General features: G+C 43.4%; 26 protein-coding genes. 2 read left to right on the top strand and 24 right to left on the bottom strand.

The features are described 5' to 3' along the window. Positions 1–7 precede the first annotated feature (7 nt). From surE to NHH16_RS05950, 12 genes are all read right to left on the bottom strand, one after another. Complete coding sequence (surE, locus tag NHH16_RS05895) at positions 8–835, bottom strand: 5'/3'-nucleotidase SurE (RefSeq protein ID WP_262068664.1); 828 nt, start codon at positions 833–835, stop codon at positions 8–10. Continuing rightward, the gene (locus NHH16_RS05900) at positions 774–2,204 is read right to left on the bottom strand and encodes an FGGY-family carbohydrate kinase (protein ID WP_262068665.1); all 1,431 of its coding nucleotides are present in this window, start codon (positions 2,202–2,204) and stop codon (positions 774–776) included. The genes surE and NHH16_RS05900 overlap by 62 nt, the downstream gene beginning before the upstream one ends. A 31-nt stretch (positions 2,205–2,235) precedes the next feature. After that, the gene (locus NHH16_RS05905; protein WP_262068666.1) at positions 2,236–3,018 is read right to left on the bottom strand and encodes an SDR family oxidoreductase; all 783 of its coding nucleotides are present in this window, start codon (positions 3,016–3,018) and stop codon (positions 2,236–2,238) included. A gap of 190 nt (positions 3,019–3,208) precedes the next feature. Continuing rightward, positions 3,209–4,780, bottom strand: a complete 1,572-nt coding sequence (locus tag NHH16_RS05910) for an ABC transporter permease/substrate-binding protein (protein ID WP_262068667.1) — start codon at positions 4,778–4,780, stop codon at positions 3,209–3,211. A 1-nt stretch (position 4,781) separates the two neighbouring features. Continuing rightward, positions 4,782–5,906 carry a betaine/proline/choline family ABC transporter ATP-binding protein gene (locus tag NHH16_RS05915; protein ID WP_262068668.1) on the bottom strand — a complete coding sequence of 375 codons (1,125 nt, stop codon included), beginning with the start codon at positions 5,904–5,906 and terminating at the stop codon, positions 4,782–4,784. Positions 5,907–5,932: 26 nt separating this feature from the next. Beyond that, entirely contained in the window at positions 5,933–6,514 is a 582-nt protein-coding gene (locus NHH16_RS05920; RefSeq protein ID WP_262068669.1) for a glycerol-3-phosphate responsive antiterminator, read from the bottom strand. A gap of 12 nt (positions 6,515–6,526) precedes the next feature. After that, positions 6,527–7,501: an electron transfer flavoprotein subunit alpha/FixB family protein gene (locus tag NHH16_RS05925; protein ID WP_262068670.1), complete on the bottom strand. Its 975-nt coding sequence runs from the start codon at positions 7,499–7,501 to the stop codon at positions 6,527–6,529. A 9-nt stretch (positions 7,502–7,510) separates the two neighbouring features. Continuing rightward, on the bottom strand, positions 7,511–8,293 hold the full coding sequence (locus NHH16_RS05930; protein ID WP_262068671.1) for an electron transfer flavoprotein subunit beta/FixA family protein: 783 nt from the start codon (positions 8,291–8,293) through the stop codon (positions 7,511–7,513). Beyond that, on the bottom strand, positions 8,250–9,698 hold the full coding sequence (locus NHH16_RS05935; RefSeq protein ID WP_262068672.1) for an FAD-binding oxidoreductase: 1,449 nt from the start codon (positions 9,696–9,698) through the stop codon (positions 8,250–8,252). The genes NHH16_RS05930 and NHH16_RS05935 overlap by 44 nt, the downstream gene beginning before the upstream one ends. After that, complete coding sequence (locus NHH16_RS05940) at positions 9,691–10,656, bottom strand: electron transfer flavoprotein subunit alpha/FixB family protein (protein WP_262068673.1); 966 nt, start codon at positions 10,654–10,656, stop codon at positions 9,691–9,693. The genes NHH16_RS05935 and NHH16_RS05940 overlap by 8 nt, the downstream gene beginning before the upstream one ends. Then, the gene (locus NHH16_RS05945; protein ID WP_262068674.1) at positions 10,653–11,345 is read right to left on the bottom strand and encodes an electron transfer flavoprotein subunit beta/FixA family protein; all 693 of its coding nucleotides are present in this window, start codon (positions 11,343–11,345) and stop codon (positions 10,653–10,655) included. The genes NHH16_RS05940 and NHH16_RS05945 overlap by 4 nt, the downstream gene beginning before the upstream one ends. 58 nt (positions 11,346–11,403) lie before the next feature. Then, the gene (locus NHH16_RS05950) at positions 11,404–12,870 is read right to left on the bottom strand and encodes an FAD-binding oxidoreductase (RefSeq protein WP_262068675.1); all 1,467 of its coding nucleotides are present in this window, start codon (positions 12,868–12,870) and stop codon (positions 11,404–11,406) included. A gap of 381 nt (positions 12,871–13,251) precedes the next feature. Here NHH16_RS05950 and NHH16_RS05955 point away from each other — a divergent pair, with 381 nt between their 5' ends. Continuing rightward, positions 13,252–14,505 carry an MFS transporter gene (locus NHH16_RS05955; protein WP_262068676.1) on the top strand — a complete coding sequence of 418 codons (1,254 nt, stop codon included), beginning with the start codon at positions 13,252–13,254 and terminating at the stop codon, positions 14,503–14,505. A gap of 74 nt (positions 14,506–14,579) precedes the next feature. On the opposite strand, the gene nrdR is transcribed toward NHH16_RS05955, so the two are convergent. Continuing rightward, complete coding sequence (nrdR, locus tag NHH16_RS05960; protein ID WP_262068677.1) at positions 14,580–15,032, bottom strand: transcriptional regulator NrdR; 453 nt, start codon at positions 15,030–15,032, stop codon at positions 14,580–14,582. Between the two features lie 175 nt (positions 15,033–15,207). Between nrdR and NHH16_RS05965 the strand changes: the two genes are divergently transcribed. Further along, entirely contained in the window at positions 15,208–15,969 is a 762-nt protein-coding gene (locus tag NHH16_RS05965) for a MerR family transcriptional regulator (protein WP_262068678.1), read from the top strand. On the opposite strand, the gene NHH16_RS05970 is transcribed toward NHH16_RS05965, so the two are convergent. From NHH16_RS05970 to NHH16_RS06020, 11 genes are all read right to left on the bottom strand, one after another. Continuing rightward, a complete protein-coding gene (locus NHH16_RS05970; protein ID WP_262068679.1) occupies positions 15,966–16,667 on the bottom strand; it encodes a conjugal transfer protein TraX in 702 nt (233 codons plus the stop codon). The two genes, NHH16_RS05965 and NHH16_RS05970, sit on opposite strands and share 4 nt — an antisense overlap. Positions 16,668–16,869: 202 nt before the next feature. Next, positions 16,870–17,667 carry an ABC transporter permease subunit gene (locus NHH16_RS05975; protein WP_262068680.1) on the bottom strand — a complete coding sequence of 266 codons (798 nt, stop codon included), beginning with the start codon at positions 17,665–17,667 and terminating at the stop codon, positions 16,870–16,872. Continuing rightward, positions 17,654–18,580 carry an ABC transporter ATP-binding protein gene (locus tag NHH16_RS05980; protein ID WP_262068681.1) on the bottom strand — a complete coding sequence of 309 codons (927 nt, stop codon included), beginning with the start codon at positions 18,578–18,580 and terminating at the stop codon, positions 17,654–17,656. Before NHH16_RS05980 ends, NHH16_RS05975 begins: the two co-directional genes overlap by 14 nt. A gap of 12 nt (positions 18,581–18,592) precedes the next feature. Then, positions 18,593–19,810 (bottom strand): ABC transporter permease, encoded by a 1,218-nt coding sequence (locus NHH16_RS05985; RefSeq protein WP_262068682.1) that lies wholly within the window; start codon positions 19,808–19,810, stop codon positions 18,593–18,595. Beyond that, the gene (locus NHH16_RS05990; protein WP_262068683.1) at positions 19,810–20,586 is read right to left on the bottom strand and encodes an ABC transporter ATP-binding protein; all 777 of its coding nucleotides are present in this window, start codon (positions 20,584–20,586) and stop codon (positions 19,810–19,812) included. Before NHH16_RS05990 ends, NHH16_RS05985 begins: the two co-directional genes overlap by 1 nt. 20 nt (positions 20,587–20,606) lie before the next feature. Beyond that, positions 20,607–22,268, bottom strand: a complete 1,662-nt coding sequence (locus NHH16_RS05995) for a hypothetical protein (protein WP_262068684.1) — start codon at positions 22,266–22,268, stop codon at positions 20,607–20,609. Continuing rightward, complete coding sequence (locus NHH16_RS06000; RefSeq protein WP_262068685.1) at positions 22,261–22,983, bottom strand: ABC transporter ATP-binding protein; 723 nt, start codon at positions 22,981–22,983, stop codon at positions 22,261–22,263. The genes NHH16_RS05995 and NHH16_RS06000 overlap by 8 nt, the downstream gene beginning before the upstream one ends. A 122-nt stretch (positions 22,984–23,105) precedes the next feature. Beyond that, positions 23,106–24,035 (bottom strand): carbamate kinase, encoded by a 930-nt coding sequence (arcC, locus tag NHH16_RS06005; RefSeq protein ID WP_262068686.1) that lies wholly within the window; start codon positions 24,033–24,035, stop codon positions 23,106–23,108. 18 nt (positions 24,036–24,053) lie between these two features. Next, entirely contained in the window at positions 24,054–24,893 is an 840-nt protein-coding gene (gene folK, locus NHH16_RS06010; protein WP_262068687.1) for a 2-amino-4-hydroxy-6-hydroxymethyldihydropteridine diphosphokinase, read from the bottom strand. Between the two features lie 28 nt (positions 24,894–24,921). Beyond that, positions 24,922–25,728 (bottom strand): dihydropteroate synthase, encoded by an 807-nt coding sequence (gene folP, locus NHH16_RS06015; RefSeq protein ID WP_262068688.1) that lies wholly within the window; start codon positions 25,726–25,728, stop codon positions 24,922–24,924. A gap of 2 nt (positions 25,729–25,730) precedes the next feature. After that, on the bottom strand, positions 25,731–26,204 hold the full coding sequence (locus NHH16_RS06020) for an HD domain-containing protein (protein ID WP_262068689.1): 474 nt from the start codon (positions 26,202–26,204) through the stop codon (positions 25,731–25,733).

Consider the following 26,204-nt stretch of genomic DNA (forward strand, 5'->3'; position numbering starts at 1 on the left):
CTCGCCCTCACACCGATAAATCCCATGTTAAAGGGGTTACTGATATCTTATTTTCTACTGCAAATACGTAGATATCCGAGTTTTTATCTAACCGTTCTTTTCTAATCAGTCGCTGTGACTTCAACTCATAGGGCTTTTCGAAATCACGCTTTGGAGGACGGATAAACTCAAAGTAATTCTCTTTCGCCTGTCTGGTAAGCGAATACTCCTCAGCTGATGAAAACGTACGAGGTATATTTATGTTCAGGATACTGGCATCCTTTACCATGCCCTCTTTTAGAACTTTCTCTGTCCAAAAGCGCACTACCTCCCTCTCTTTCTCCCAAGAAAATTCTGGATAGGAAGAAAGAAGATGTTGGCTCACCTCTACTTCACGAGAAAACGCCAAGGCGGGAATTTTGTGAGAATTCGCTTCCATCGCCGCCCCTAAAGTACCGCTACAAGTTAAGAGAAGCCCCAAGTTTTCACCATAATTTATGCCGCTAATACATAGGTCTGGCTTGCACTTGGCTAATTCCAAGACCCCGTGAGCTACAGCATATGCCGGTGATCCCGATATTGAATACGCGACTGTTTCTTTGCCTTTTACCATCAGCATAACTTCTTTGATAACACCTTGCGTTGCTGACCTAGGAAAGGAACGTCCCATAGCGGTCTGCTGTCTATCTGGGGCAATAATCAAAAGCTCTCCTAAATCCACAACCGCCTCTGCCACCGCTTGAATTCCCGGTGAATGAATTCCATCATCATTGGTAATAAGGATAAGCGGTTTTCTATTCGAAGATTTCGTGCATTCGTTTGAGTAATGGGTCTGTATATCCTGTGATATCATCATAGACCTCCCTTATGCGTCCATACATTGCAACATTTTCTGCATTTGGGGTAAAGCTATCCTTAATCCGCACCATATTTGCAATGGCCTCATCAAAATCTTTATACACGTTACAAGCCACGGCCACACAAATTGCTGAGCCAAGCCCAGCTGCGCCGTTTACTTCATTTCGAACAGCGCTAATACCAAATACATCGGCAAATATCTGCATGAACAAATCACTGTTAGAGCCCCCACCGGTAATAATGATACGCTCTAATTCCACACCCAGTTCATCCGTCATATCATCAACGTGACGCTTCATTGTCATGGCAACTGCTTCTAATAAAGAACGGTACATATGCCCTCTCGTATGACGGCCATCAAAGCCAATCATAATACCTTTTTTGTACTGAGCATCCACTGGTGCTAGCCAATCTAGCACCATCATCAGTCCATCACTGCCAACGGGAACCGCTTCGGCTTCATCGCTGAGATACTCTTCTGGGGATAAACCTTTGTTCTTTGCAACGATCTCATATCCTTCGCCCAAAATATCTTTAAACCAGCTAATCATCCACATTCCTCTGCGAATCCCATTGCTATCATAAAGGTATTTATTGGGAATACATGAAAACTTCGGCCAGACAGCTTTTGTATCCTTTAAGTTTTCTTTGCCCTCCATCATCGCTGCCGTATACGTACCTAATGATACACATGCCGTGGTCTCACCCACACATCCTGAACCCAGTCCTTCGACTGCCTTATCATTAGAGGTTGCCACTACAGGAAGCCCTTCGGGAAGTCCTGTAGCCATACTTGCCTCTTTCGTAACGTATCCGAGCACATCGCCTGGCATTACCAAATCAAATAGCATTTCCCTTGGCATTCCTGTGGCTTCATATACCGTCTTATCCTCTGACCATTTCCAATTATCAATATCAATTGGCCACATTCCTTCATAGTTTGCGACTGTATCTTTTCGCTCTCCCGTCAGTCTGTGGGTAATGTATCCTGAAGAAGCAACAATGTATTTCACGTCTTCATTCGTGTGTTCATAAGGCTGGGCAACCCTTACATCCATCCAACTTAGGGCTGGCTGCGCAAGTGTTCCATCCGCTTTCAGATAAGCTCGACAATAGCGAATTGTACAAAGGCCGATGCCGATGATATCCTTGACGTCACCCTTAAAGTTCTCCATACACTTTTTCCCAGCCACACAGATAGCCGTCCACCAGTCATCGTCCGGATGTTCAACATGACCCACCTTTGGAAGATTATAAGGACGTAGAGCCTCTTTTCCTTCGCATACTACTCTTCCCTTGGTGTCAAAGATTAAAATTTTTGCGCTTTGCGAGCCTTCGTCAATTCCGATAATATATTTTTCGCTCATTTATTTAGTACCTTTCCCTATTTATCGTTTCCTAGCGCACTAGATAGCCGCCATCAACAACTAGCATGGTTCCGTTTACATAATTTGATGCTTTACTGGCAAGGAATACGCAAGCGCCCATTAAATCTTGTCTTTCGCCCCATCTTTCAGCCGGAATATGATCTAAGACCTTTTTATTCGTCTCTGGGTTGCTTCTCGTCTGCACCGTAATATCTGTTGCATAGTATCCAGGAGCAATGCCGTTTACTTGAATATTGTATTTACCGAGCTCATCTGCATAAGCCTTGGTAAGTCCTGTCAGTCCATGTTTCATTGCCGCATAAGCTGGTGATCCCAAACCACCCAAGAAAGAGAATAGCGAGCAAATATTAATGATTTTCCCACTCTTTTGCGGAATCATATATTTTGCACACTCATGGCTAAGCTCAAAAGAAGCTGTAAGATTGATGGCGATCATCGGATCCCAGTCCTCTCTGCCAAAATCTAAGACGTCATTAATATTACAGATAGCCGCACTGTTAATTAAGATATCAACACTCCCGAGTTTCTCCACGCAGTTTTCAACGATCGTCTTCGGGACACCCTTGATAGAGATATCCGCCTGCATAAATTCATAACGAACTCCTGCACCCTCGATCAATTGTCTCGTGGTTCCGTCATCATCCACGTAGCTAGCACAGAAAATGTTAGCACCTGCTTTTGCTAAAGCCAAAGCGAAAGTTTGGCCTAAGCCACTGTTTCCACCAGTAATAATTACATTCTTCCCTTTGATTTCAAAGAAATCCAATCCAAACTCATTAATGTCGTATCCCATTTTGTAATACCTCCATCTTTTCCTTTTTTTGAACAAAAAAAGAGCAACTTTTACCAAGCCTTGGTAAAAGTCACTCATCTCTTCGTCTCTGTTAAGTAACTACCCTCATTATACGAGCGATGATTTTCAATGTCAATATCAGGAAATCATCCAATAATCTTTTTTATATTTGGTACATTTTCACAAAAAATTATAAAAGACCCTCCGCTTTTAAAAATTCTCTCGCAACCTCTCGTGGAGTCATTTGCAATTCATCCACCTGGTAATTAAGTTCCATCATCACCTCGTCGGTCAGTACTTGGCGCAGCTCATCTATCGGTTCTTGTATTTCCGGATATTTTTCTATGATTTCGCTGCGAACCACAGGAATTGCATAATATGGCGGGAAGAAATTTTTGTCATCTTCTAGCACCTGAAGATTAAATTTCTTAATAAGACCATCCGTCGCAAAAGCATCTACAACATCTGTCTCTTTACTAACGAGCGCCGTATACCTAGGCGAGCCATCGATCCCCACTGTATCCTTAAAATTAATATTATACACTTCAGAAAGACCAGGGAAACCATCGCTACGATTCAAAAACTCTAAAGTTGCACCAAATGTAAAATTCGGTGAAGCCTTTGCCAAATCACTAATCGTCTTTAGATTATACTCGGCTGCTGTATCCGGTCGAATAGCCAGGGTGTACGTATTATTAAATTTCATCTGCTCTAAGACTTCAATATCGAACTGCTCTTTAAACTCCTCTTTGACCGTATTGTATACTTTCTCCATATCGCTTGACATGGGATGCTTTAAGGTATCGCCATAGGCCGTCCCCGTATACTCTATATAAAGATCAACCTCGCCTGTTTTTAACGCCCCCATACACACCTGGGTTCCCCCCAGCTCACTTTCTCTACGCACCTCAATATCCGTACGATCTTCAACCATATCGGCAAGCATATGCGTTAGAATACTTTGCTCCGTAAAATCTTTACCCGCAATTGTAATCATCTTATCACTCTTTTGGCTAGAAGTAATTCCCGTATATACGAAAAGGGCAGCTACTACACAAACAAAAGTCGCAAGAATTATCTTTTGATGCTTTCTTCGCTTTTTAATCCCTGCAAGTGACGTACTTTCAGAATTTTGGAGACTTACTGGCGTCACGATTTTCTCTACTAATCCAGCTAGATAATCCACAAACAGCGCCAGTAAGCAGGCAGGAATGGCTCCCGCTAATATCTGGTTATTATTTACGGTACGAATGCCAGAAAAAACCAAGTAACCGAGACCGCCGGCACCGATAAAGGCCGCAATTGTCATCATACCCACCGCCGTAACTGCGGAAATACGAACTCCAGCCATAATAACCGGAAGAGCGATGGGAATCTGCACCTTTGTCAGAATTTGAAACTTTGTAAGTCCAATTCCCCGAGCAGACTCCACCATATCCTTATCGATATTGGCAATCCCAGTATAGGTATTCTTTATAATTGGCAACAAGGAATAGAGAACGACGGTTATTACCGCTGGTAACGTCCCAATTCCCAAAAAAGGAATGGCGAATCCTAGCATCGCCATACTCGGTATCGCCTGAATCACATTGGCCAGACCAATAATTGGCTTACTTAATTTTCGCACATAACAAATCAAAATCCCAAGAGGGACACCGATTAGCAGCGAAAGGCCGACGGCGATTGCCGTTAACTGTATATGATTTAAGAGAAGTGCTAAAATCTGGTTTCGGTTCATTACTACATAATCAATAAAACCCATTCTACACCTCCTCTTTCATATACTGCTGGCTTAACGTCGTAATCAACGTACTTTTTGTAATCACTCCTAAGAGTTTATCTTCTTCATCGATTACCGGAACACTAGGGATATCATTTTTCATAACCGCCTTTAACACCTGCAAGATCGTTTCATCCGGATGTGCCGAAAAGTAGTCCGTTTCCATTGCTTGCGCTATCGGCAAGGCGCGGTCCAAATCAAAGGGAATACTTTGCGCATACAAAACTCCCTGTAATTTCCCGGTTTTTGACTCGACAATCATCAAAGCGTCATCTTTGACGCTACGCATTATTTCCATGCCTTTAAAAAGAGACAGACTACTATTTGCCGTAATAATGTCCTCTTCCATAATATCTCTCGCTTTAATAAACTGAGGAGACGCCCATATTCTTTTTCTGCCTACAAACTCCGAGACAAACTCGTTTGCCGGGTGCTTTAGGATGTTTTCCGGCGTATCGTACTGAACAATATGCCCCTTATCCATTATGCAGATTCTATCCGCAATTTTTATCGCCTCATCCATATCATGAGTAACGAAAACAATGGTCTTTTTTAACTTCCGCTGCAGTTCGACCAGTTCATTTTGCAATCCAATTCTCGTAATTGGGTCAAGTGCAGATAAAGGCTCATCCATAAGAATTACATCCGGATCCGTTGCAAAGGCTCTTGCTACACCGACACGCTGCTGTTGACCTCCGCTTAATTCGGCCGGATAACGATCTAAAAACTCATCACAATCTAACCCTACCATTTCCATTAACTCGTAGGTTTTTTTGCGAATATCCGCCTTCTCGTATTTCTCGACCTTAGGGATAATTTCAATGTTATCCTTTATCGACATATGGGGAAACAACCCCGTCTGCTGAATAACATAACCCATCTTTCTTCTCATCTTTATCAGGTCTTTTTTACTAATATCTTCTCCATCAATTAAGATTTGTCCGGCTGTAGGATCAATCAGACGATTAATCATTTTTAACGTCGTGGTTTTTCCACAGCCACTCGCTCCAATAATAACAACGAACTCTCCGGTTTTAATTTCAAAAGAGACATCAGAGATAACTTCATTTCCTTTGTATGCTTTAAAAACATTTTTAAATTCAATCATCCAGTCCCTCCACTCCTTGCCGCTATCTACTCATTCAGCTTCCACACTTCCATATTCGTCGTCGAAACCGCTATCGCCCCTGCCTTCAAAGCTCCCATTACATCTTCGCGGTCAAGCACCAAACCACTGGCCACAAGCGGCTTATCCACTTGCTCTAGCACGTAGCGAATCATCTTCGTCAAGCCTGCTGGCATAATCTCTACCACATCAGGATTGTTCTCCTTAACGTGCTTCTTTATATTGGCGTAGGTAATGGCGTCAATCATAAAAAAGCGCTGTACCGTAAAAAGTCCCAATTCATTTGCCCGTTTTATAAGAAATGGTTTTGTACTTATAATTCCGTCCGCTTGCGTATATTTCTTGATAAAGTCTACAGATATATCCCTTGTGGATAGCCCTGTAATCAAATCCACATGGACAACTGCCATCTTTCCCGCAGCCTTTACCTCATCAACGATTTCTGCAATGTTGCAGATATCGCCATATAAAATATAGACGATATCACAAGATGTATGTTTACATGCTTCCAGCCATTCATCATTCTTAATCCCGGCAATTATAGGTGCCCCTTCCGTACTATCCAAAAAAAACTGTAATGCATTTTCCATATTCGACCTCACTCATTCTCTTTCCTTTAAAAGGGTTAATAGATTAGGTACTATTGTATACAAATCTCCTACAATAGGGAAGTGGGCAATACTAAATATTGGCGCTTCCTTATCCGTATTGACCGCAATAATCTTCTTTGCATTCTTCATGCCCGTCATAAATTGAATAGTTCCTGATACACCCAAGGTCAAAATCACCTGGGGACTAACAACATTACCCGACAAGCCGATTTGGGTACTTTGGGGCATCCAGCCCTTTTCGACCAAAGCTCTACTAGATGCCAACTCTCCTCCTAGAAGATGTGCGAGTTCTCGAAGCTGCTCCAAATCATCCTCCCGTTTTACCCCGCGCCCGGCTACTACCAGAATTTCCTGCTTAGTAATTCCACCGTCCAATGATTTTTCTTCTCGCTTCAGCAGACGCACACCACTGTCTTGTTCGCTCAATCTGCGTTTTACCATTTCTGCTTGCTGGTGCTTTTTCGTAAGAACAGGAAAAATCCCCTGTCTCACAGTTGCAATCTGCGGTCTGGTTTTTTCTGTCAAAATACTGGCCATAATATTTCCGCCAAAGGCCGGTCTAGTCTGAATAAGATTTCCGCCTTCATCCAATTCAAGCATCGTACAATCTGCCGTCACGCCTGTCTTCATCGCGACGGCAACCCGAGATGCAAAACCGCTGCCAATCGGTGTACCACCAAGTAAGAGAACGGAAGGTAACACTTCCTCTATACACGCTAGCACCGCTTCTTCCCAAAGAGCCGGCAGGCAGGCTCCGTCATAACGATACCACCACAGCTTTTCAACCGGAAGACTTAAGAGCTGGGTTTCTAACTCCTTCCCTTCCTTTCCTATAGCCACGCCGTAAAGTGGTTCCTGGGAAAGCTTTTGCAATTCGCACGCCTTCGCCAGAAGCTCTAAGCTTACCTCTTCTATCCGATTACCGGTACATTCCAAAAAAACAAATATTCCTCTACCTTTTGTCATACCACCACCTTATTCCTTCCTGATGAAAGACAAAATCGCCTGGGCGCCGTCTCTTCCTTCCAAAAACTGAGCTTTGACAGCTTGCGTTTGTGCTGGGGGAAAGATTCTCTTTACTTTTGTTGCCGAACCTTTCATTCCGTAATGGTTTTCATCTTTGTCAGCCAAATCGCTAAGAGCTAGATAGTGTATCTCTTTATTTTTACTCTGTAGCCTTCCTGCAAAAGATGGCATTCGTGGAAGAAACTCTTCTCGGTTTACTGAAATCAAACACGGAAGGGGAACTTCAAGAAACTGAATAAACTTTCCTAAATCTTGGGATATTTTCATCTGTTTATCGGAAACTTCGAGAATACGCATTACTCCTTGATAGCTTGGAAGCGCCAGCCACTTTGCCAACGCCGGTCCTACTTGCGATGTATCACCATCTGTAGTCTGCTTCCCGCAAATAACCAAATCATAATCATCTATCACTTGAATTCCTTGCATCAAAGTGTAAGATGTCGCTAAGACGTCCGCACCTCCGAATTTACTATTCGTTAACAGATAACCGGCATCCACGCCATAGGCGTAGACATCTCTAATCAGCGATTCTGCACGCTTTGGTCCCATCGAAAAGACATCGATTCTCGCGTCTAGTCTTTCCTTTAGCTGAAGCGCTGCTTCAAGTGCCGCTAAATCATAGGGATTGATAATCGTTTCTAAGCCGTTTCGCTTTATCAAACCCGTTTTTTCATCCATATCGCCTTCGCTATAAGCTGGCACCTGCTTCATACATACTGCTATCTTTATCATCGGTATCCTCACTGAATACATTTCCGCGATTTAACAACTGCTGAGGATCGTATTCTTGCTTCTGTGTTACCATCTGCGCCCTCTGCTTCTCCGTGTAAATGTATTTCGTTAATCTATTTTTCACTTTACCAATCCCATGTTCTATGGCAACCTGTCCATATTTCTCATATGCTTCTCGGTTCCAAAAGTCAATTAACTTCTCCCCTGATTCATACTCGGTATAATTCTTCGGCAAAATATTGGCATGAAGATACCGCCCTTTCACATGGCCAAAGATGGCAATATCCAAAATCTGACGCTGCGCTTCTTCACGGTAAAACTCTATACATTCCTTAAAAGGAAGCTCGGGCAACGCAATGTCCGCTTCTAGCTTGGTAATTCGGTTATCCCCTCTTCTCACTTCCTCAGTATAAAGATTGATGCACTCTGCCACACAATGATGAAAGGCGTGCATCTTTTGTATTTCCATTTCCCCCATTACCGCCCACGCCTTATCAGGATCACTTCCGCATTCCAGAGCTAGATTCATCAGCACCTCCGCCGTTTGGGTGATTCGCTCTTCTGTTCCTCCTAATTCAAGATAAAGCAGATGGTTAAACGCTTTCTCTATATCCGGCAATTCCTTAATTTTATTCATAAACGCTTTCTTACTTTCCACCAAGTCAAGCGCCCGACGGTCTGCGTACTCCGTTGCCACAATACATTTCGATAAAGTCTCTTCTATCTCCTCTAGCCCCTTTACAAAGGCATCAATCTGATCTAGTTCTTTAAAAAAGAAGGTGATCCCCCAGCTTTCTTCCAGTCTCTTTCGTAAAACTAAGGTCGCCTTGGTAATAATCCCCAATAGCCCCTCACTTCCAATGATAGTATCCAATAAATCGCTTTCTTCTGCTGAACTTCTCCCAATTACATGAAGCTTACCCATTCCATCCACCATCTGAATTTCTGATACGTATTTCTTCGTATCACCATAATACGATACGTTCATGCCTCTTGCCGCGGTCGCTAATATCCCCCCGATACTAGCCGTTCCTTCTGATGGAGTCGGTGGCCAGAAATACCTTTCTCCTCGGTAATGGCGATCAATGCCTTGTTCCAGTTCTTCTAAGGACACACCTGCCTCTACCGTCACCTGAGGCTGTTCCTGATTGGCGAAACTCAAAATTCTCTTCATTTTCTGCAGGTTCATAATGTGACCACCGCAAGGGATACTCCCGCCAACAATTCCGGTCATAGAGCCTTGAACAGTTATTGGCACCCTCTCCCTCAATAGAGTCTTCACAATTTCTTGTACCTCGTCTTCGTTCTCCGGAAAGGAAATGCTGGTTGCTTCTCCTAAGTTCTTTGACTCATCAATAAGATATTCCTGATACTTCTCTTCCATGGGATATATTTCTTTACTCATCTACCGCATCCTCCCCTCCCATTACTCGCACCATTTCAGTTATTACTTCGGTAGCGTCACCTACTACTGCCACATCAGCCTTTTTCATAATTGGTGCCTTTTCATCCTTATTAATAGCAACAATAAAGTCACTCTTTTCAATACCAGAATACAGTGCCGGTGCCCCTGAGGCGCCAGCAACAATGGTAATCTTCGGCGCTAGTATCGCTCCTGAGGCACCAACTAACCTCTCCATGGGAAGCCAGCCATTCATCACAACTGGTCTAGAAGCACCAAAAGACGCCCCTAGTTTTTCTCCTAGCTCCTGCAAGCGAGAAACTGCACCTTGACTCTTAACTCCACGTCCCACTACTAGAGCAAAGTCACTCTTGCTAAAATCATCCTCAATCACCGACGGAAATGCTTGACTATTCGAAAAGGTGAGACTCTTTTCTTCTAAAACCACCTCGGTTACCTTTGCCTTAATCGTACTCTCGACTGCCATTGTATTCTGCCCTTTTGAAAGACAGAGCATAACAGGAAACTCAGTCAACTGGTAACTACCCATCATATGGCCGGCATAGAACTTCTTCTCGCCAATCAATACGCCGTCCTCTTTATATAGCTTTTCACAATCAATCAAAACGCTACCTTTCAGTCTATATGCTAATCTAGGAGCAATCTCAAGACCCAAATATCCAGCGCTAAAGATACAAATCTCATCCTTATCAATTACCGTTTCCAAATAGTCTAATAGGAGTTCACTGCAATATGTTTCCATATAGACAAAAATAACGGATGAGGTGGGGACCATTTCCGCTAACATCTCTTTATCATTCCCATCCATTTCGTCTCCACCGATGATAAAGGCACTATCAATTTGAATATCTTGCTGTAATCCTGAAATAAAGTAAGTCACTTCTTCTAACTGTTTCTGTATATCCCCCTTAAACGCGTTTAGTATCATACGATATTTCATAATTTCATCATCCTTTCTTTTAAGAATGGATATAAATCTTCTGACGAAACCAGTCTACCTTCTCGCTTTTCAATCACTGGGTGTGAATTTATTAGCTTCTGCTTCTCTTCGTTCTCTGTCTCAAGCAAAACAGGGATAATTTCTTTTTTTCCTCTTTGCATACGCTCTTTTAGTGTCGGAACTCGGAGATACGTACCGGGAACGTCACCAATTACGGCCATAAAAGTACCTTGGACATCGCGAATTTGTATGCCGCCATCATATAGATTAGTAACCCGTACCTTGCCATCTTCTAAAAGCTGCATCTCTGTTACCGCCGTAATACAAGGAATTTTCAACTCTTCTGCTAAAAATAACGGCACACAACCACTGGCATTATCCGCACTCTTACTTCCCATAACGATTAAATCCGGCATTTCTGTTTTTTCTATATACTCTTTAAGCGCGGCCACCGTCCGCTCTGGCTTAAAAAGAATTTCATCATCACTTTCAATCCGATCGGCTCTAGCAAAGCCTAAGGCATACAAGGTCTTAAGATAATTGTCACAGAGCTTATTTCCCACTGTTACGCCATTAAGCTTTATGGAAGTGCCTAAGCTCTCCCCCAAATCGGAGAGCTTAAGCATCATTTCCAAAGCGCTCTCGTCAAATACATTTAACATGGATTTGACGAAGCTTGTATCTACCAAGTGGTCTACACCTGGCTCCCAATCTTCTGCGCTAAGAAGATCTAAATCCGGTACAACCTTAAAACTCCCAAGGATGCTTTTCATTATGCTTAATTGGGATTAGTGTCCCCATATTCATAATGCCGTTCGGATCGAAGGCTTTCTTAAGCGTATCAAGTATATAGAAAGATGAGCCGTATTCTTCCCATACGTAATGCGCTCTCGCTTTTCCAAGTCCATGATGATGAACGATAGAACCACCGTATTTAATTACTTCCTCACAGATAATTCTATTAATCTGATTGTGGTATTTATTGATTTCCTCTTCTGGAGTGCAATCCACAATGTTGTAATAATAAACGAAGTACATATTGGTTCCGTTTATGTAGCTATGGGACGAATGTCCCCCCATTAAAGTCATGTCAGGAACTTCTTCCATAATCCGCTTACAAGCATTATCATAAATCTCATAGATACAATCCCAACAGCCTGACACCTCTGTCGTAATACCGATATTTTTTGTCGCCAGAATCTCCAGCTTTTCTTCCGCAATCTCTTCTGGACCCCAGTTAAGCCCTGCAAACCACTTCTCGATAATCTTAGGATCCACACTGTCAACACCTGGGAAGGCCTTTACAAGCTTATCAATCCCTGCTGCCGTCGCCGCCGTAATTCCACTTGGACCTTCGGCCATAAAGATTAAAACATTCTTATCACCAGACCAGTCAAAATGAAGACTCGCATCAGCGGCATCGTAGAGTCTAGCAATAGAAGGCTTAAACCCTTCTACCATAACTGCTCTTAGAGCATCAAAGCCGTTTTTCATATCGTCGATGGTATAGCCTAAAAACACATTGTTTTCTGGTTGATACTTAAAAATTTTAATTGTCACTTCCGTGATATAGCAAAGAGCACCTTCATTTCCAATTACAACGTGTCTAATATCCGGACCAGCAGCTCTTCTAGGAATATTTTTCACTCGACAAACTTCCCCATTTGGAAAAACTGCTTCAAGGCCTACAACCATATCTTCAATGCCCCCATAAAGAGTAGAGAATTGACCGATACTTCTCGTTGCCACAAGTCCACCTAACTGTGCAAGAGGTTTTGACTGGGGCGAATGCCCTGTCGTATATCCTTGTTCTCTTAGCATATCGTCCAGCCCTTGCAAAGGAACGCCACACTCTACTGTAACTTGCATGTTGTACTTATCAATCTTCAGTACCTTATTCATGCCGGAGCCATCTACCACAATTGAATTCTCCTTAGCCGTCTCTAGACCACCCTCAATCGCTGATTGTCCAGTCCGTGGCACAACATTGATACCATTCTCATTAGCAAACATCAATACTTCTTTCACGTCTTGTGTAGACTCTACATACACGACAGCTGCCGGTATCGGTTGTGTATAAATCTCATTTACCTGCTCATATTTCCGATAACGATCCAGACTGCTTTCCTTTAAGACTTTCTCATCGGTAATAACCCGATCACTCCCTAGGATTTCCACCAATCCCTCAACTATTTGTTCTCTTTGTAATCCCATCTTCTTTTGTTCTCCTTTCGACAATTAATTGCTTCTATAAAGGGGAATGTTCCATTTTTAGGTAATAAAAAAAGAGAAAACTTCCCCGTTAATATCCTATTCGTTAGGACACCACGAGTTACTTTTCTCTCTGTCTCTGTCTGTAACTAGTTCCAATATAAACAAGAATAGTAGAAATGTCAATTGTGCATTATGTCTAGGACTTCGGACTCGTTTTTGGTTCATTTGACTGATTGACAAAAAAATAGTATCACTATATGATTATTCCAAGTTACTTGCAGAGATGAGAGAGATAGGTAGCTTCTACATTGGTAGAAGCTGCCTTTTTTGTCGTTTTCTGCAGAACAAATAGTTATCCTATCAGGAACAGGAGGGTCATATATGAATGATTCAAAAAAAGGTTTTATCAAAAAATACGGAACACTGCTTCTCTTAGCAGCTGGTGCGGGAATTATCTTCCAGCTTCCGTATATCAGAGAGACATTCTATCCACAAATTCAAGAGGCCATGGGTCTTACCAATGCACAGATGGGACTTCTTTCTTCCGGTTACGCAACAATGGCAACACTATCTTATTTCGTAGGAGGGATTGTCGCCGATAAATTTTCTGCGAGAAAGCTACTTACCTTTTCGTTCATTATAACTGGACTTTTGGGATTTTGGTTTTCCACCTTCCCAAGTTATAATGTGGCAAGATTAATCTTTGTGTTAATGGGAATTTCCACGATTATCACTTACTGGTCTGCCTGTATTAAAGCCACGCGTATGCTTGGTACCTCTGAAGAGCAAGGGCGCCTTTTCGGCTTACAAGAAGGACTTCGCGGTGTTTTAAACGCTTTACTCGTCTTTGGAATGACTGCTGTCTATTCTCACTTTGCAGTGAAAAGCGAAATTCTCGGCACCTCCGCTGCAATCAAATTGTGCTCTATCGTAGTAATTATCATCGGTATCTTGAACTTTATCTTTATAGAAGATACTGAAAAGGAAGAAAAAAGCGAAAGTATCCTCGAGGTTACCAAGGGCATGTTTAAGGCGCTTACCATTCCACGAGTATGGATTCTCGTAGCTATTATCTTCACCGCGTATAGTGTCTACGGCTTAATCGGTTATGTGAACACGTACGCTGTTAAATACTTCGGCTTATCTGCTGCCCTCGGCTCCACTCTTGGCGCTGTACGTTATCTAGTTCAAGGACTGGGCGGAGTTATCGGTGGTTTCTTAGCTGATAAACTAAAATCTAGAATAAAGGTTATCGTTGGTGGATGTTTCTTCTTAGCAATCTGCTTTGCCATGCTCATCTTCCTACCTGCCAAAGCCAGTCTCTTAGGTGCTGTTATTGCTAACTTCATGTTCGGATTATTATTCATCTATGCCGTCAGAAGTCAGTACTTCGCTGTTCACGACGATGCAGGAATCCCTGTTGCCATGAGTGGACGTGTATCGGGAATCGCTTCTTGCTTAGGCTATGCTCCTGATTTATTCATGTATACCTTAGTTGGTTCTTGGATGGATAGCTACGGGGTAACTGGTTTTAAAATGACCTGGGTATACGCTGTTGTTGCCGCTTTACTCTGTATCGTTTTCTCATTTATTCTGTCACGAATTATCAAAAAGGATAAGGTCGAGAACGCGTAAAAATAAAACCTCAACTAGCAAATAATGGAGCGGGACGCTAAAGCGTCTCGCTCCATTACTTGTTAGTTATATTCTTACTTATCTAAGATTTTTTTCAGTTCTTTCATAAACGTATTTACGTCCTTAAACTCCCGGTACACGGAAGCAAACCGCACGTAAGCTACCTCATCTAAGTCCTTTAGCTCTTCCATGACAATTTCGCCGACTCGACTACTAGGTACTTCCTTCTCTTCCAGATTAAAGATTTTATTTTCAATCTTATTAACCGCTTTGGCAATATCATCTGCTGATACTGGTCGCTTATAACAAGCGCTTAACACTCCTGATTCGATTTTACCGCGATTATACTGTTCTCTCGTATTATCCTTCTTAATGATAATAAGAGGAATCGTTTCGACTTTCTCATACGTTGTAAAACGTTTCGTACATTCATCGCAAGAACGCCGTCTTCTGATGGAACTTCCGTCTTCAGCCGGACGTGAATCGATTACACGAGTATCCGGGTGACCGCAATATGGACATTTCATCTCCTACTTTCCCTTTCCTTTTAGACTCAAACAATGCTAGACCTCATTTTAGCATAAATTCTAGACCTTGACAATGAAACTGTTGTACAATGAAATCATCTTAAAAAACCCCTTGACCTTGACGTTACGTCATAGTTTAAAGTGAACTTAGCAAGGAGAAAGGAGGGGCAAATAAATGATGATTACTATTCAAAAGCTAGCTGCCATGGCCGGTGTCAGCACCCGAACGCTGCGCTATTACGACCAGACGAAGCTGCTTACGCCAGCGGCGATAAACGAAGCCGGATATCGCCTGTACTCTCAGCAAGAGATTGACCGCTTATGGCAAATTCTCTTTTATAAAGAACGAGGACTCTCTCTGGGGACGATTAAGGATATTCTAGATGATCCTGATTACGACGCCAGGGCCGCGCTTACAAGTCATCTTAAGACGCTAAAGGAAGAGCGAAGCCACCTAGACTTGCTAATTGACACTGTAGAAAAAACCATATCTGAACGAAAGGGGAACTTAAAAATGAAAAACGAAGAACGTTTTGAAGTCTTTAAACAACAATTAGTAGACGAGAACGAAGAAAAATACGGAGAAGAGATCCGGGAAAAATACGGCGATGAAAAAATCGATAAGGCCAATCAGAAAATGCTAAAAATGACGGAAGCTGAATATAAGCAGTTTCAGGAGCTGGGCGAAAAAATCTTAACCTCGTTAGAACAAGCCGTACAAGACGGCGCTAGCCCTGAAGACGAAGTTGGTAAAGAAATCGCGCATCTCCACACCCAATGGCTTAAGATGACTTGGCCAGCATCCGCCTACACGAAAGAGGCTCACCAGGGTCTCGGAGAAATGTACGTAGCTGATGAGCGCTTTCAAGCCTTTTATGATAAAAATGTCGAGGGCTGCGCCGCTTTCTTACGGGACAGCTTAAAATCCTGGCTCTAGAATACTAAGTGGATGAAATAGAGCACTAAGAGGTGAGCCGGGTAAAAGATGTAAAATAAGTATTTAGGAGCATTGCCCTTTTTACCGTTATATGCCAATAAAAGCGGGATGCTTGCGGTGCTGCCGATGAAGCCAAAGCCCAGATTAGCTAGCATTTCCCGCAGGGCATCAGAGGCTCCAGTAGCGTAGATACCGGTAGCATTTAAAATACTAAAAAACCAGACGATTACAACTGGGACGATTACCCGCTTCTTTGGCCCTTTAATAACGTGATAACAGAAAATAATAGGTACGCACATGCCGCCCCAATCACAGAAAAAGGAAATCACAATCGCCACAGCAAAAATGAGCCAAAAGAAGCCTTGGTTGGTTTTATAAAAGGTCTCATAAGCGTGAATAACTCCAAGTCCTAAGAGTAAAGAAAAGATGATGTTAAGTGCTGGGTAAAGCGCTAGGACAAACGGAAAAAAGGAGATGAGGGCAAAGACTAGCAGACGCTTTGCGTATTTCTTGATATCCCTAGTATATTTATAGCCTTCATTTAGCAGATACGCCATCACTGGAAAGGTAACGCCACCGACCGCAGTAAAGATAACATAGGGTACGTCCGGCAAGGATTCGCCAAAGACGTGGGCAACGTGGTTAAAGAACATACCGATAATGGCGATTATTTTTAGTTGTGATGAATTAAGTTTCATAAAATTTGTAACTCCTTTTTTGAATTACTACCCCTTGGGGTAGTTCCTAGCTTTTATTACATGCTATACTGTCTCTAGCTTCCAAAGAGGTTTGCCGTACATCCACACCACAGAATATAAACGGGAAAGCCTAGGCAAATTTGGTGCTTATCTTCCATTTTCAGAAAAAGCAGTCATCGGCGACTGCTTTTTCTGCTCTCCACTATTTTAACACCTTCTCGTAATCTAAATCTCCATATATCATCTTTGTCACAATCCCCGCTATCACTGCTAGCAAGACCCCAAGAATTAAGAGTAACCACCACTTAAGTAAAAAGAGACCGGTAAATTGTCCCACCATCAAAAGCGCTAGCGGCAAGACGAGAAAGACGCTTTTTTGCTGAGCTTCTTCCATAGTCTGAGCTTTTGCTGAACCTTTCACAATGAGCGCTACCGCAATAAGCGAGATTGCCGGCGCCAGGAGAATCAGGATAATCGGCCAATTCACTCCCGGTAGCCACCCCTTTCCCGTTATGAGAAAGACCTCTAGCTCCACCGTCAAAATCATCAGGATAAAGGACGCATACGTTACCATAACACTGAGACTAACACTGGCCATGATCTTCGCTTCAAATATTTGACGCAGGGACAGAGGACTATAGAATAAAGTCTCCAGCGTACTCTTTTCCTTCTCTCCTACAAAGGAGCCAGCTGCCATCACCGAAGCTGCCATCACCGGAATAATAATAAAGAAGACTGGTAGAATATAATTAAGAAACATATTTAGTCCTAACTCTCTTAAGTCCTGAGAATTACCCGGCAACTGGGCAAAGAGCTTTTCCATCCCTTCCATATCCACTCTATCAAGAGGTGAAAGAAGCATAATAAGGACGAATACTGTGGGCATGAAGACCGAAAACATAATGGGAACAATCGTCAGTGGCAATAATAAGTTTTTGTTTTTCAACATATTACCCATGTCTTTTTTGGCAATTGCCAACTGCATTTTAGAGATGATCATGGCCCTCCCCCTTTCTCTTAATCAGGGCAAAATAGATGTCCTCCAAAGACTGCTCTAATGCCCTTACCTCGTAGATAGACGTCCCATTCCGAGCGAGCCTTTGGACGATTGCGGGAATCTCTTCCACCTCACTTATCTTCATTTCATAGCGATTCTCTGCCACTTTTTCTAGGTGGCTATTTTCTGTTAAAGGAATATTTTCGGCCTTTAGCTCTAAGGTCAAAGCATCCATTGTAAGGGCGCGAAGCTCTCGTAAATTCCCTTTGGCTAACAATTCCCCTTCGGCTATCAATCCGTAGGTGCTGCAAACCTCCTGAGCATAACGGAGCTGATGGGTGCAAAGGAAAACGGTGATGCCTTCATCTTTGGCCATTTCCTTAATCAAGTCGTTCACTCGCCAAATGCTCTCAGGATCAAGACCGGAAGTCGGCTCATCGAGAAACAGCATCTGGGGACTATGCAAAAGGGCTCTGGCTAAAGACAGGCGCTGGCGCATACCGGTTGAATAGGTACCCAGTTTTTGATACATCGCGTCCGTTAGTTCTAAACGCTCCAACAACTGGAGCGCCCGGGCTTTGGCCATCTCTTTCTCAAGCCCAAAGACTTCCCCGTAAAACAAAAGATTCTCATAACCGCTTAAAAGATTATACATCTGGGCGTGTTCGGTCATGATTCCACAAAAGCCATGAAGCTTTGCAGGCTCGGCGCTTGGGTCCACGCCGAGAATCTGGCTCTTCCCTGTGCTGGGAGTCAACAGACCGGTTAAGAGTTTAATGGTCGTGGTCTTTCCCGCCCCATTAGGGCCGAGAAAGCCAAAAACCTCCCCCTGGTGTAGCGAAAAATCAAGGTTTTTTAAAGCTTCCTTACCGGTATCGTATACCTTTGATAAATTACTGGCTTCAATAGCTACCATAGTTTGCTCCTTTTACGCTGACATTAGTTTCTCTGAATTAAAGGCCTTTACAATTAAGAACTGGAAGACAGCGCCGATTACAATGGTTTCCCCTAAGGTCAGGAGAAACTGTGGCATGGTAATCGTACTACTTAAGACCCCCTGAATTGCCAAGGTATTGTTATAGACAGGAATCATAAAGCTCTCCATTCCCGGTGCTTTTGTGGTAAACATGGTCATCATCCCTAGCACTAAGATTAAGATATAAGCTGGCATTACGTAAGAACTGGCTTCTTTTACTGACTTCGCAAAGACCGAGACGAAGACGATTAAGCTGGCATAAAGGAAAGATAGGGTAATCATTAGCGCCACTAACATCCCAATTTGACCAGGAGATAGGGAAAGCTTAATGGCACTGCCCATATCGCCACCTGCGGCTCCGGTAAAATTCGGCATAAAGAAGACCATGGTAACCACGTAAATCAAGGCAGAAATCCCAGAAATCACCATTAAGGCAAACACTTTACCCAAGGCGATGGAGCTGCGCTTTAAGGGCGAAACCAATAAGGAGGCCATGGTTCCCCGTTCTTTTTCTCCCGCTACCATATCTGTACCGATTGACATGGCACCAGCAAAGAGCAGGAGGGTAATAAAGTATGGCAACATCATCCCGGCAGCTTTTCCACTAGCCTTCTCTTCATCCTGAATAATTGCTTCGTCATTATCAGAATTAACGGTAAAGACCGTCAAGGTAGAAACATCTCCCACCCGATCGGCTAGTAACGCTTGGCGATACCCTTCCAATGCCTGGTTAGAAATCTGGTCGTAAGCTACACCCGAGTATTCTTCTGAAGGGTTATAGTAAGTCTTTACCTGAGGTAAGTTATCCCCCACCTGATAATCGGCTACCGCCTTCTCAAAATCCACAGGAAACTCGACGATTAGATCGGCTTTCCCAGACTTTATCTCTGCCTTTGCCTTCTTAAGCTGGGCCTCATCGGTAATCACTTTTTCTTTATAGGTGATTTCAGACATTTCTAGAAAGCTCGTAAAACTAGCTGGTGCGTCCATCATATAGACCACTGGTTCGTGATCCTCTAAATCTTTCATCATTCCTTGGGCTAGGTTACCCACTAAGGTCATCAACCCCACCATTAACACTACCGGGAGAATAAAGGTAGAGAAAATCATCTTTTTATCACGAAAGATTCGCGCTAACTCTTTTCCAAAAATCTGTTTGATACCGTCCATTATGCCTCTACCTCCTCAGCTTGTTTATAGTATTCAAAAAAAGCATCCTCTAAATCTTTCGCCCCTGTAACTGCTAGTAACTCGGCAAGTGTGCCTTCAGCAATCTTTTTCCCGTTAATAATCATGCCAATACGATCACAAAGCTTCTGAGCCTCAGACATAATATGGGTAGACATAATGATTAGCTTGCCTTCATCCCGCAGTTTTCTCAAATAATCCGTTACCCCGCGAGCAGTAATAATATCGAGACCGTTGGTGGGCTCGTCAAAAATAATGATATCCGGGTCGTGAACGAGACTCACGGCAATCGCTGCTTTTTGCTTCATCCCCGTAGATAGCTCTTTGATCCGTTTGCTGGCAAATTCGTCAATGCCAAAGTAAGGAAAGAGCACGGCTTTGCGGTTTTCTATCTCGCTCTTTGACATCTTGTGGACCCGGCCGAAGAAATCGAACATGTAATTCACATCAAACTGTTCATCTAACTTTATATCGCTGGTTAGAAAGCCAATGCTGTCCCTGACTTTCTCAGACTCTTTTTGCACTTCATGGCCGTTCACGTAGATTTCTCCCTGGGTGGGTTTGATCAGGGTGGCGATACAGCGAAGAGTGGTGGTTTTTCCCGCCCCGTTAGGTCCAAGAAGGCCGTAGATTTCCCCTTCTTTGGCCGTTAGGCTTAAGCCGTCCACCGCCCGCTTATAGGGATCCTTTGTTTTCGCCTCCGCCATTTGCCGCTTATTGAGTTTGTAAATCTTTGTAAGGTCTTTGATTTCGATCATTGTCTTTTCCTTTCTTCTGTTTATTTTACGCGAAAATACTTTGGTGAAAACTTATATACTAGCACTAAGGCCACCGCTGAGTACACGACTGTAACGCCTAGTACGATTAGGGTAAAGGCAAAACCGCCACGGCGAATTTGATAACTCACAAAACATAAAATGTACATTCCTTGGCTAATTAAGCGGTAGAGCGGGTTCTTAATCGCCAAATCCGTCGTATACGGTTGCAATACGTAATATAAAAATAAATGATGAACGCAAAACAATACCGAAAGCATCAGCACACACGTATATAGCAACAGCAAATCCCTGGTGAAAATATCACCTCCGCTAAGAGCGGTCAATACCATTACCCCTAAGCAGATGGAGACGGAAATCGGAAAGTTATATGACATCACGTAGCGCAACCTAATGTTGAAGTTTTTTAAGATCACTCCCGGTTTGCGATAGAAATTAAACTTCAGCATGCTATTATCGCAGTTATAGAACATGGCCTTCGTCGATTTCTGCCCTGTATTGATAACATACATAATAAAAACTAGCACCGGTAAATAATTCGGTAAAGCTAAAAATGGTTTCTTAAACTCTGGCACAAAAAGGATCGTAATAGCACTAAGGGCCACACACACCCAGATGATAGCGAGGCGAATTAGCACCGGATGAAAAAGCAAGCGATTGTGACGGGCAAAGAAAAGAGCCTGAAAGTAAGCATACCCTTTCTTTTTGTTGATTACAGCCATCCGCCGCTGATTAACCGTCAAGTCGCTTTCCTTCATCTCCACCTCTTTAAAAGTGGCCGCGGCGGTTTTCTTCCCATCAACCTGAATGTATTCCTGCTTTAAGTTCATCATGGTGACCTGCTGCCAAGAAGTAAAACGCCGGTAAATATAGTAAAGGCTAAAAGCGATAACTAGCAGTGATAGAATCACCCCCACTGGAGAGCAGACTCCTCGCAAAAGCAGGGTGCTAAATTGCCAAAATTCCCCTTTTAGATAAACGTAGAAAAGTGGTAAACCGTAGGCAACAATTAAAGCGATTAGTATTACGATCATCACGAGTTTCGTATTTCTAAAGAGGCTTCTTTTTAATTTCTTAGAAGTCATCAACTGAAACGCCTCTCCCAAAAAGCGAAAGCTCATTAAGACCAGGAGAATAACGAACGCTCGTCCCAAACTTCTAAGAGAAATCCCTGAAAAGATAAAGACCATCACGGAAATACCTAGATAGAAGCCCACAGCTAGTTTAAGCTTTCCGAAAAGAAAGGTGGCTTTCATGTAGTCCTTTGGGCGCACCCGCATAAAACGAATCGCGATGTACTTTTCCTTGGAAGCATTCAGAATTGTGGATTCCATAAAGAGCATCATCACTCCGGATAAAATAAGCAGAACGTAGACCCCCATCCCTAGAGCCCCTTCGCTTCCCATTCCCTGGCGGATATCTTCTGAAAAAAGTTCTACCGGCAGCACCGCTACTAGTAGGACGTAGAAAATCGAAAATACAAAGGACAGCAAGGTTTTGATAGCGACAAAAATGGCCGAAAGGGCTGTCTTCGTCGTGCTGTCGGCATAGACATTATCGGAGATGGCCTGTTTTAGAAGGGGCACTCGCTTCAAGAAATAGAAGACACCGTTTACGAGATAGGCCGACTTGATTTTGAATATGGTTTTACTAAGGCTAAGCATTGGTATTTACCTCGCGAGGCTCTTCCCTTAGGATATTAACAAGCCGTTCCTCCAAATCCTTACTGTGAATCAAATCATGGTCTAAAAGCTCTAGCATCCCGTCGTGAAGGACGACGATCTCATCGCACATATCGGTGGCCAGCTGCAAAATATGGGTAGAAAAAAGCAGGATCTTATCCACTTTAATCGCTTGTAGCATCTTCTTCACCTCAAGAGCCACCACCACATCTAAGGAGGTCAGGGGCTCATCGAGAAGCATCACTGGCGGGCTAGCGATAAAGCAGGCTAACATCTGTAGCTTATTCTTCATCCCGTGAGAGTACCCTTTGATTAAGCGATGCCAATCCTCAGGATCAAGATTAATCCCTGCTAACCACTCTTCCGCGGTCTTACCAGTAGCATAGGCTGCGTTGGTTTCCATAAAAAACTTGATAAACTCATAACCGGTTAGAAACTCCGGTAAAACTGGAGTCGATAAGACGTAGCCCACATCATCCGCCGTTAATTCCTTAGGAGAAGCACCTTCACTTACTAGATAAGCTTTCCCCTCATCTGCACGAATCTCTTCGCTTAGGCAATTGAACAGAGTGGTCTTACCTGCGCCATTTCGGCCTAATAGTCCGTAGATTTTCCCCTCCTCAAAAGTAAAACTAATATCCTTTAAAACCATCTTTGATCCAAAGTTCTTTCTGATATGCTCAAGCACTAATTCCATGACTCATCCCTCATTCTCGTTTTTTGTATTATTACTTTAGTACAATAATACCATTTTCACCGTATTTGTCAATACTTTACTGCACTAAAAAGGGAAGGACTTTCGCCTTCCCTTCTTTATCCTTAATAAATCACCGTTCCCGTTTTGCCGCTAATAGCCTCCCCTAGCTTATCAAAGGAAGTGATAATAGCTTTGCGTCCTTCGCCTTTTTCAATAAAAGACACCGCCGCCTTAAATTTAGGAAGCATGGTATACGTTCCAAACTGACCGTCTTCCATATATTGCTTAGCCTCCGAAGCGCTGATTTCTCCTAACAACTCTTCGTTTGGTTGACCTAAGTTAATCTGTACCTTTTCATCACCGGTTAGGATAATCAGCAAATCAGCATTTAGGTCCTCTGCCATTTTCCCCGCGGTTAAATCCTTTTCAATAATGGCTCCCGCGCCTTTTAGGTGATGCTTTTGCTCGAGAACGGGAATTCCCCCGCCACCGCCAGCAATCACTACCTGGTCAGCATCTAAAAGCGTCCTGATTGCCTCAATCTCCACAATCTTTACGGGATTAGGCGAAGACACCACTCGGCGAAAGCCTTTCCCTGGTTCTTCCACCACATAATTACCCTTTTGCTTTTCGAAAGTAGCCTCTTCCCCGCTTAAATAACGACCGATTACCTTCGTTGGTGTATAAAAAGCCTCATCATAAGGGTCTACAATCACCTGGGTAAGCACCGTACTGACAGTCTTAACAATTCCCCGGTCTAGAAGCTCTTCCCGAATGCCGCTTTGTAAATCGTAGCCGATATACCCTTGGCTCATGGCTGAACACACCGACATCGGGGCGGCTGTGTAATCAGCGTGGTTCTTGCCAAACTCATTCATCGCTGCATGAATCATCCCCACCTGTGGGGCATTGCTATGGGTTATCGCAATCTGGTACCCTTCGCTAATTAGATCGGCCAAAATCTTCGAAGTCTGTTTAACCGCTGCCATCTGTTCTGGCAAGGTGGTTCCTAAAGCTCTATGTCCTAACGCTACAACTGCTCGTTTCTTCATTACGTTTACCTCGATTTCCTATTCGATAATATAAAGTGGACTACTTGCCTTTAACTCTTCTAACATCTGCCGCACCGTCTTCATGGTCACCGGATGCCGTTTAAAATCAGCAATCTCTGCCAGCGGTACCAGCACAAAGTCTCGATTTGCCATATCCACATGAGGGATTTGCAAGTCTCTGCTGTCATAAATCTGATCGTCAAAAAAGAGTATGTCAAGGTCAAGGGTTCTTGGTCCCCAATGGGTCAAGTGACCTTTCCCAGCATTTAATTCCAGTTCCTTAAACACCTTCAAAAGCTCCTGAGGCGAATAAATCGTTTCCATTAAAAAGGCGCCATTTAAGAAATCCTCTTGATCTACATTGCCGTAAGGCTTGCTCTTAAAGACTGAGGACACTTCAAGCACCTTGCAGCCTTCAAGCTTATTAATGGCTTCAATACCATTCTCAAGATTCTTATTCTTATCACCGATGTTAGAGCCAATAGAAACGTACACTTGATGGCGTTCTTTAACTGTAGACACCGACACATAATTAAACGGAAGCCCAATGGGCGCTTCTGGCTTCTTTATTTCTAACTCAACTTTTTGCAGCTGCTGGAAATTAAGAAGTAACTCTCTTGATAAATTGTCTGTTGCCGTCTCTAAGAGCTTATAGGTTCGAGACGTAAGATAGGCATGCATAAAGTGGCAAATCTTACCGTAATCTACCGCCTTCTCAATATTATCCGATTTGGCCGCCTTAAAAAAGTCACCTGATAAGGTAGCGGAAACCAAAAAATTTTGACCGGTTAACGTCTCCCGCTCATACACGCCGTGATGAGCAAAAATAGCCAGATCCTTAATTCTGATTACATCCATAGTAATGTCCTCCATTCTTAGTGTGTGTTTACGCCTCTATGATTGCCCGGGCCATCGCTAGCGCCCTCTTATTACCTTTTACATTGTGTACTCTAAAGACCGAAGCCCCTTTCATCATGCCAATTACCGTCGTTACTAGCGTTCCTTCCTCCCGCTCCTGTATATCTACCCCCAGCGTTTGGCCAATCACCGACTTCCTCGAAGTTCCAAGAAGCACGGGATAGCCCAGCGTCTTCAGGGCATCTAGGTGGTTAATAATCTTTAGGTTTTCTTCTAAAGACTTGGCAAAGCCCACCCCTGGGTCTAAGATAATTCGCTCATCGGCAATCCCAGCTGATTTGGCTAGATCAAGGGACTGCTGAAGCTCAATTTGTACCTGGCTTATGAAATCCTGGTACGGCGCTGCTTGGCGGTTGTGCATCAGACACACAGCCACTTGGCCCTTTGCTACCACCTGGGCCATCTTAGGGTCTGCTTTTAACCCCCATATATCATTGATCATGTCAGCACCGGCGTCAATTCCCGCCTGAGCCACTTGACTTTTATACGTATCTAGGGATAGCGGCACGTCAAAACGGGCTTTAATCTTTTCAATCACCGGTACAATTCTCCCGATTTCCTCTTCATCGCTCACGGGTTCATAATTCGGCCTGGTGGATTCGCCGCCGATATCGATGATATCGGCCCCCTCTTCGGTCATCTGCTCTACGTGAAACAGGGCTTCATCAAGAGCCTGAAAGCGGCCGCCATCCGAAAAAGAATCCGGCGTAACATTCAAGATACCCATGATGTATTGCTTATTTTCTAAATCAAACTCTCGCTTACCAATTACCACCTTTAGGCCTCCAGTTTATTGTTCTTCTTGTCTTCTGGCCAGTTACAAGTCGCTGCTGCCACACAAGCGTAACAGGCCCGGCTCTTCTTATCCGCTCGGTAAAGAATCCCGCCTAGCGAACAGTCCTTTTCCTCTTTACTGGCTCTATGGCCACGAATAGCGCCAAGTATCTCTTCTATTTGCCGGTCCTCTACCTCTAAGTCCCTTAAGATTTCGGCCGCCATAAGCGCCGAAGCTTCTTCATGAGGTATTCCTTCTAGGTACTGACGAGCCCGACCGATATCGTGCAAAAGGGCGGTTAGATAAATGCTCTCCTTATTAAGAGTCAAGCCCTCTTCCAACTTCATAATATAAGCCAGTCTGGCCACATCTAGAAAGTGCCCTAAATCATGCTTGCAGTATTGCCGGTCCTGTTCTGCTTCTTGAATCTCTTTATACGCCCTTTGATAAAGGGGATGCTCTAGTACTTGATTCAT

Origin of the sequence: Ohessyouella blattaphilus (genome assembly GCF_024721265.1) — a bacterium.
Classification (GTDB): domain Bacteria; phylum Bacillota; class Clostridia; order Lachnospirales; family Lachnospiraceae; genus Aequitasia; species Aequitasia blattaphilus_A.

What these genes read in the sequence shown, in the direction of transcription:
- nrdR (WP_262068677.1), bottom strand. Translation starts at nt 15,032, where the DNA reads ATGAAATGTCCATATTGCGGTCACCCGGATACTCGTGTAATCGATTCA.
- NHH16_RS05930 (WP_262068671.1), bottom strand. Translation starts at nt 8,293, where the DNA reads ATGATAAAGATAGCAGTATGTATGAAGCAGGTGCCAGCTTATAGCGAA.
- NHH16_RS05995 (WP_262068684.1), bottom strand. Translation starts at nt 22,268, where the DNA reads ATGCTTAGCCTTAGTAAAACCATATTCAAAATCAAGTCGGCCTATCTC.
- NHH16_RS05900 (WP_262068665.1), bottom strand. Translation starts at nt 2,204, where the DNA reads ATGAGCGAAAAATATATTATCGGAATTGACGAAGGCTCGCAAAGCGCA.
- NHH16_RS05985 (WP_262068682.1), bottom strand. Translation starts at nt 19,810, where the DNA reads ATGGACGGTATCAAACAGATTTTTGGAAAAGAGTTAGCGCGAATCTTT.
- NHH16_RS05940 (WP_262068673.1), bottom strand. Translation starts at nt 10,656, where the DNA reads ATGAAATATCGTATGATACTAAACGCGTTTAAGGGGGATATACAGAAA.
- NHH16_RS06000 (WP_262068685.1), bottom strand. Translation starts at nt 22,983, where the DNA reads ATGGAATTAGTGCTTGAGCATATCAGAAAGAACTTTGGATCAAAGATG.
- NHH16_RS05980 (WP_262068681.1), bottom strand. Translation starts at nt 18,580, where the DNA reads ATGGTAGCTATTGAAGCCAGTAATTTATCAAAGGTATACGATACCGGT.
- NHH16_RS05920 (WP_262068669.1), bottom strand. Translation starts at nt 6,514, where the DNA reads ATGGAAAATGCATTACAGTTTTTTTTGGATAGTACGGAAGGGGCACCT.
- NHH16_RS05925 (WP_262068670.1), bottom strand. Translation starts at nt 7,501, where the DNA reads ATGACAAAAGGTAGAGGAATATTTGTTTTTTTGGAATGTACCGGTAAT.
- NHH16_RS05905 (WP_262068666.1), bottom strand. Translation starts at nt 3,018, where the DNA reads ATGGGATACGACATTAATGAGTTTGGATTGGATTTCTTTGAAATCAAA.
- arcC (WP_262068686.1), bottom strand. Translation starts at nt 24,035, where the DNA reads ATGAAGAAACGAGCAGTTGTAGCGTTAGGACATAGAGCTTTAGGAACC.
- surE (WP_262068664.1), bottom strand. Translation starts at nt 835, where the DNA reads ATGATGATATCACAGGATATACAGACCCATTACTCAAACGAATGCACG.
- NHH16_RS05935 (WP_262068672.1), bottom strand. Translation starts at nt 9,698, where the DNA reads ATGAGTAAAGAAATATATCCCATGGAAGAGAAGTATCAGGAATATCTT.
- NHH16_RS05955 (WP_262068676.1), top strand. Translation starts at nt 13,252, where the DNA reads ATGAATGATTCAAAAAAAGGTTTTATCAAAAAATACGGAACACTGCTT.
- NHH16_RS05970 (WP_262068679.1), bottom strand. Translation starts at nt 16,667, where the DNA reads ATGAAACTTAATTCATCACAACTAAAAATAATCGCCATTATCGGTATG.
- NHH16_RS05990 (WP_262068683.1), bottom strand. Translation starts at nt 20,586, where the DNA reads ATGATCGAAATCAAAGACCTTACAAAGATTTACAAACTCAATAAGCGG.
- NHH16_RS05965 (WP_262068678.1), top strand. Translation starts at nt 15,208, where the DNA reads ATGATGATTACTATTCAAAAGCTAGCTGCCATGGCCGGTGTCAGCACC.
- NHH16_RS06020 (WP_262068689.1), bottom strand. Translation starts at nt 26,204, where the DNA reads ATGAATCAAGTACTAGAGCATCCCCTTTATCAAAGGGCGTATAAAGAG.
- NHH16_RS05950 (WP_262068675.1), bottom strand. Translation starts at nt 12,870, where the DNA reads ATGGGATTACAAAGAGAACAAATAGTTGAGGGATTGGTGGAAATCCTA.
- folK (WP_262068687.1), bottom strand. Translation starts at nt 24,893, where the DNA reads ATGGATGTAATCAGAATTAAGGATCTGGCTATTTTTGCTCATCACGGC.
- NHH16_RS05915 (WP_262068668.1), bottom strand. Translation starts at nt 5,906, where the DNA reads ATGATTGAATTTAAAAATGTTTTTAAAGCATACAAAGGAAATGAAGTT.
- NHH16_RS05910 (WP_262068667.1), bottom strand. Translation starts at nt 4,780, where the DNA reads ATGGGTTTTATTGATTATGTAGTAATGAACCGAAACCAGATTTTAGCA.
- NHH16_RS05975 (WP_262068680.1), bottom strand. Translation starts at nt 17,667, where the DNA reads ATGATCATCTCTAAAATGCAGTTGGCAATTGCCAAAAAAGACATGGGT.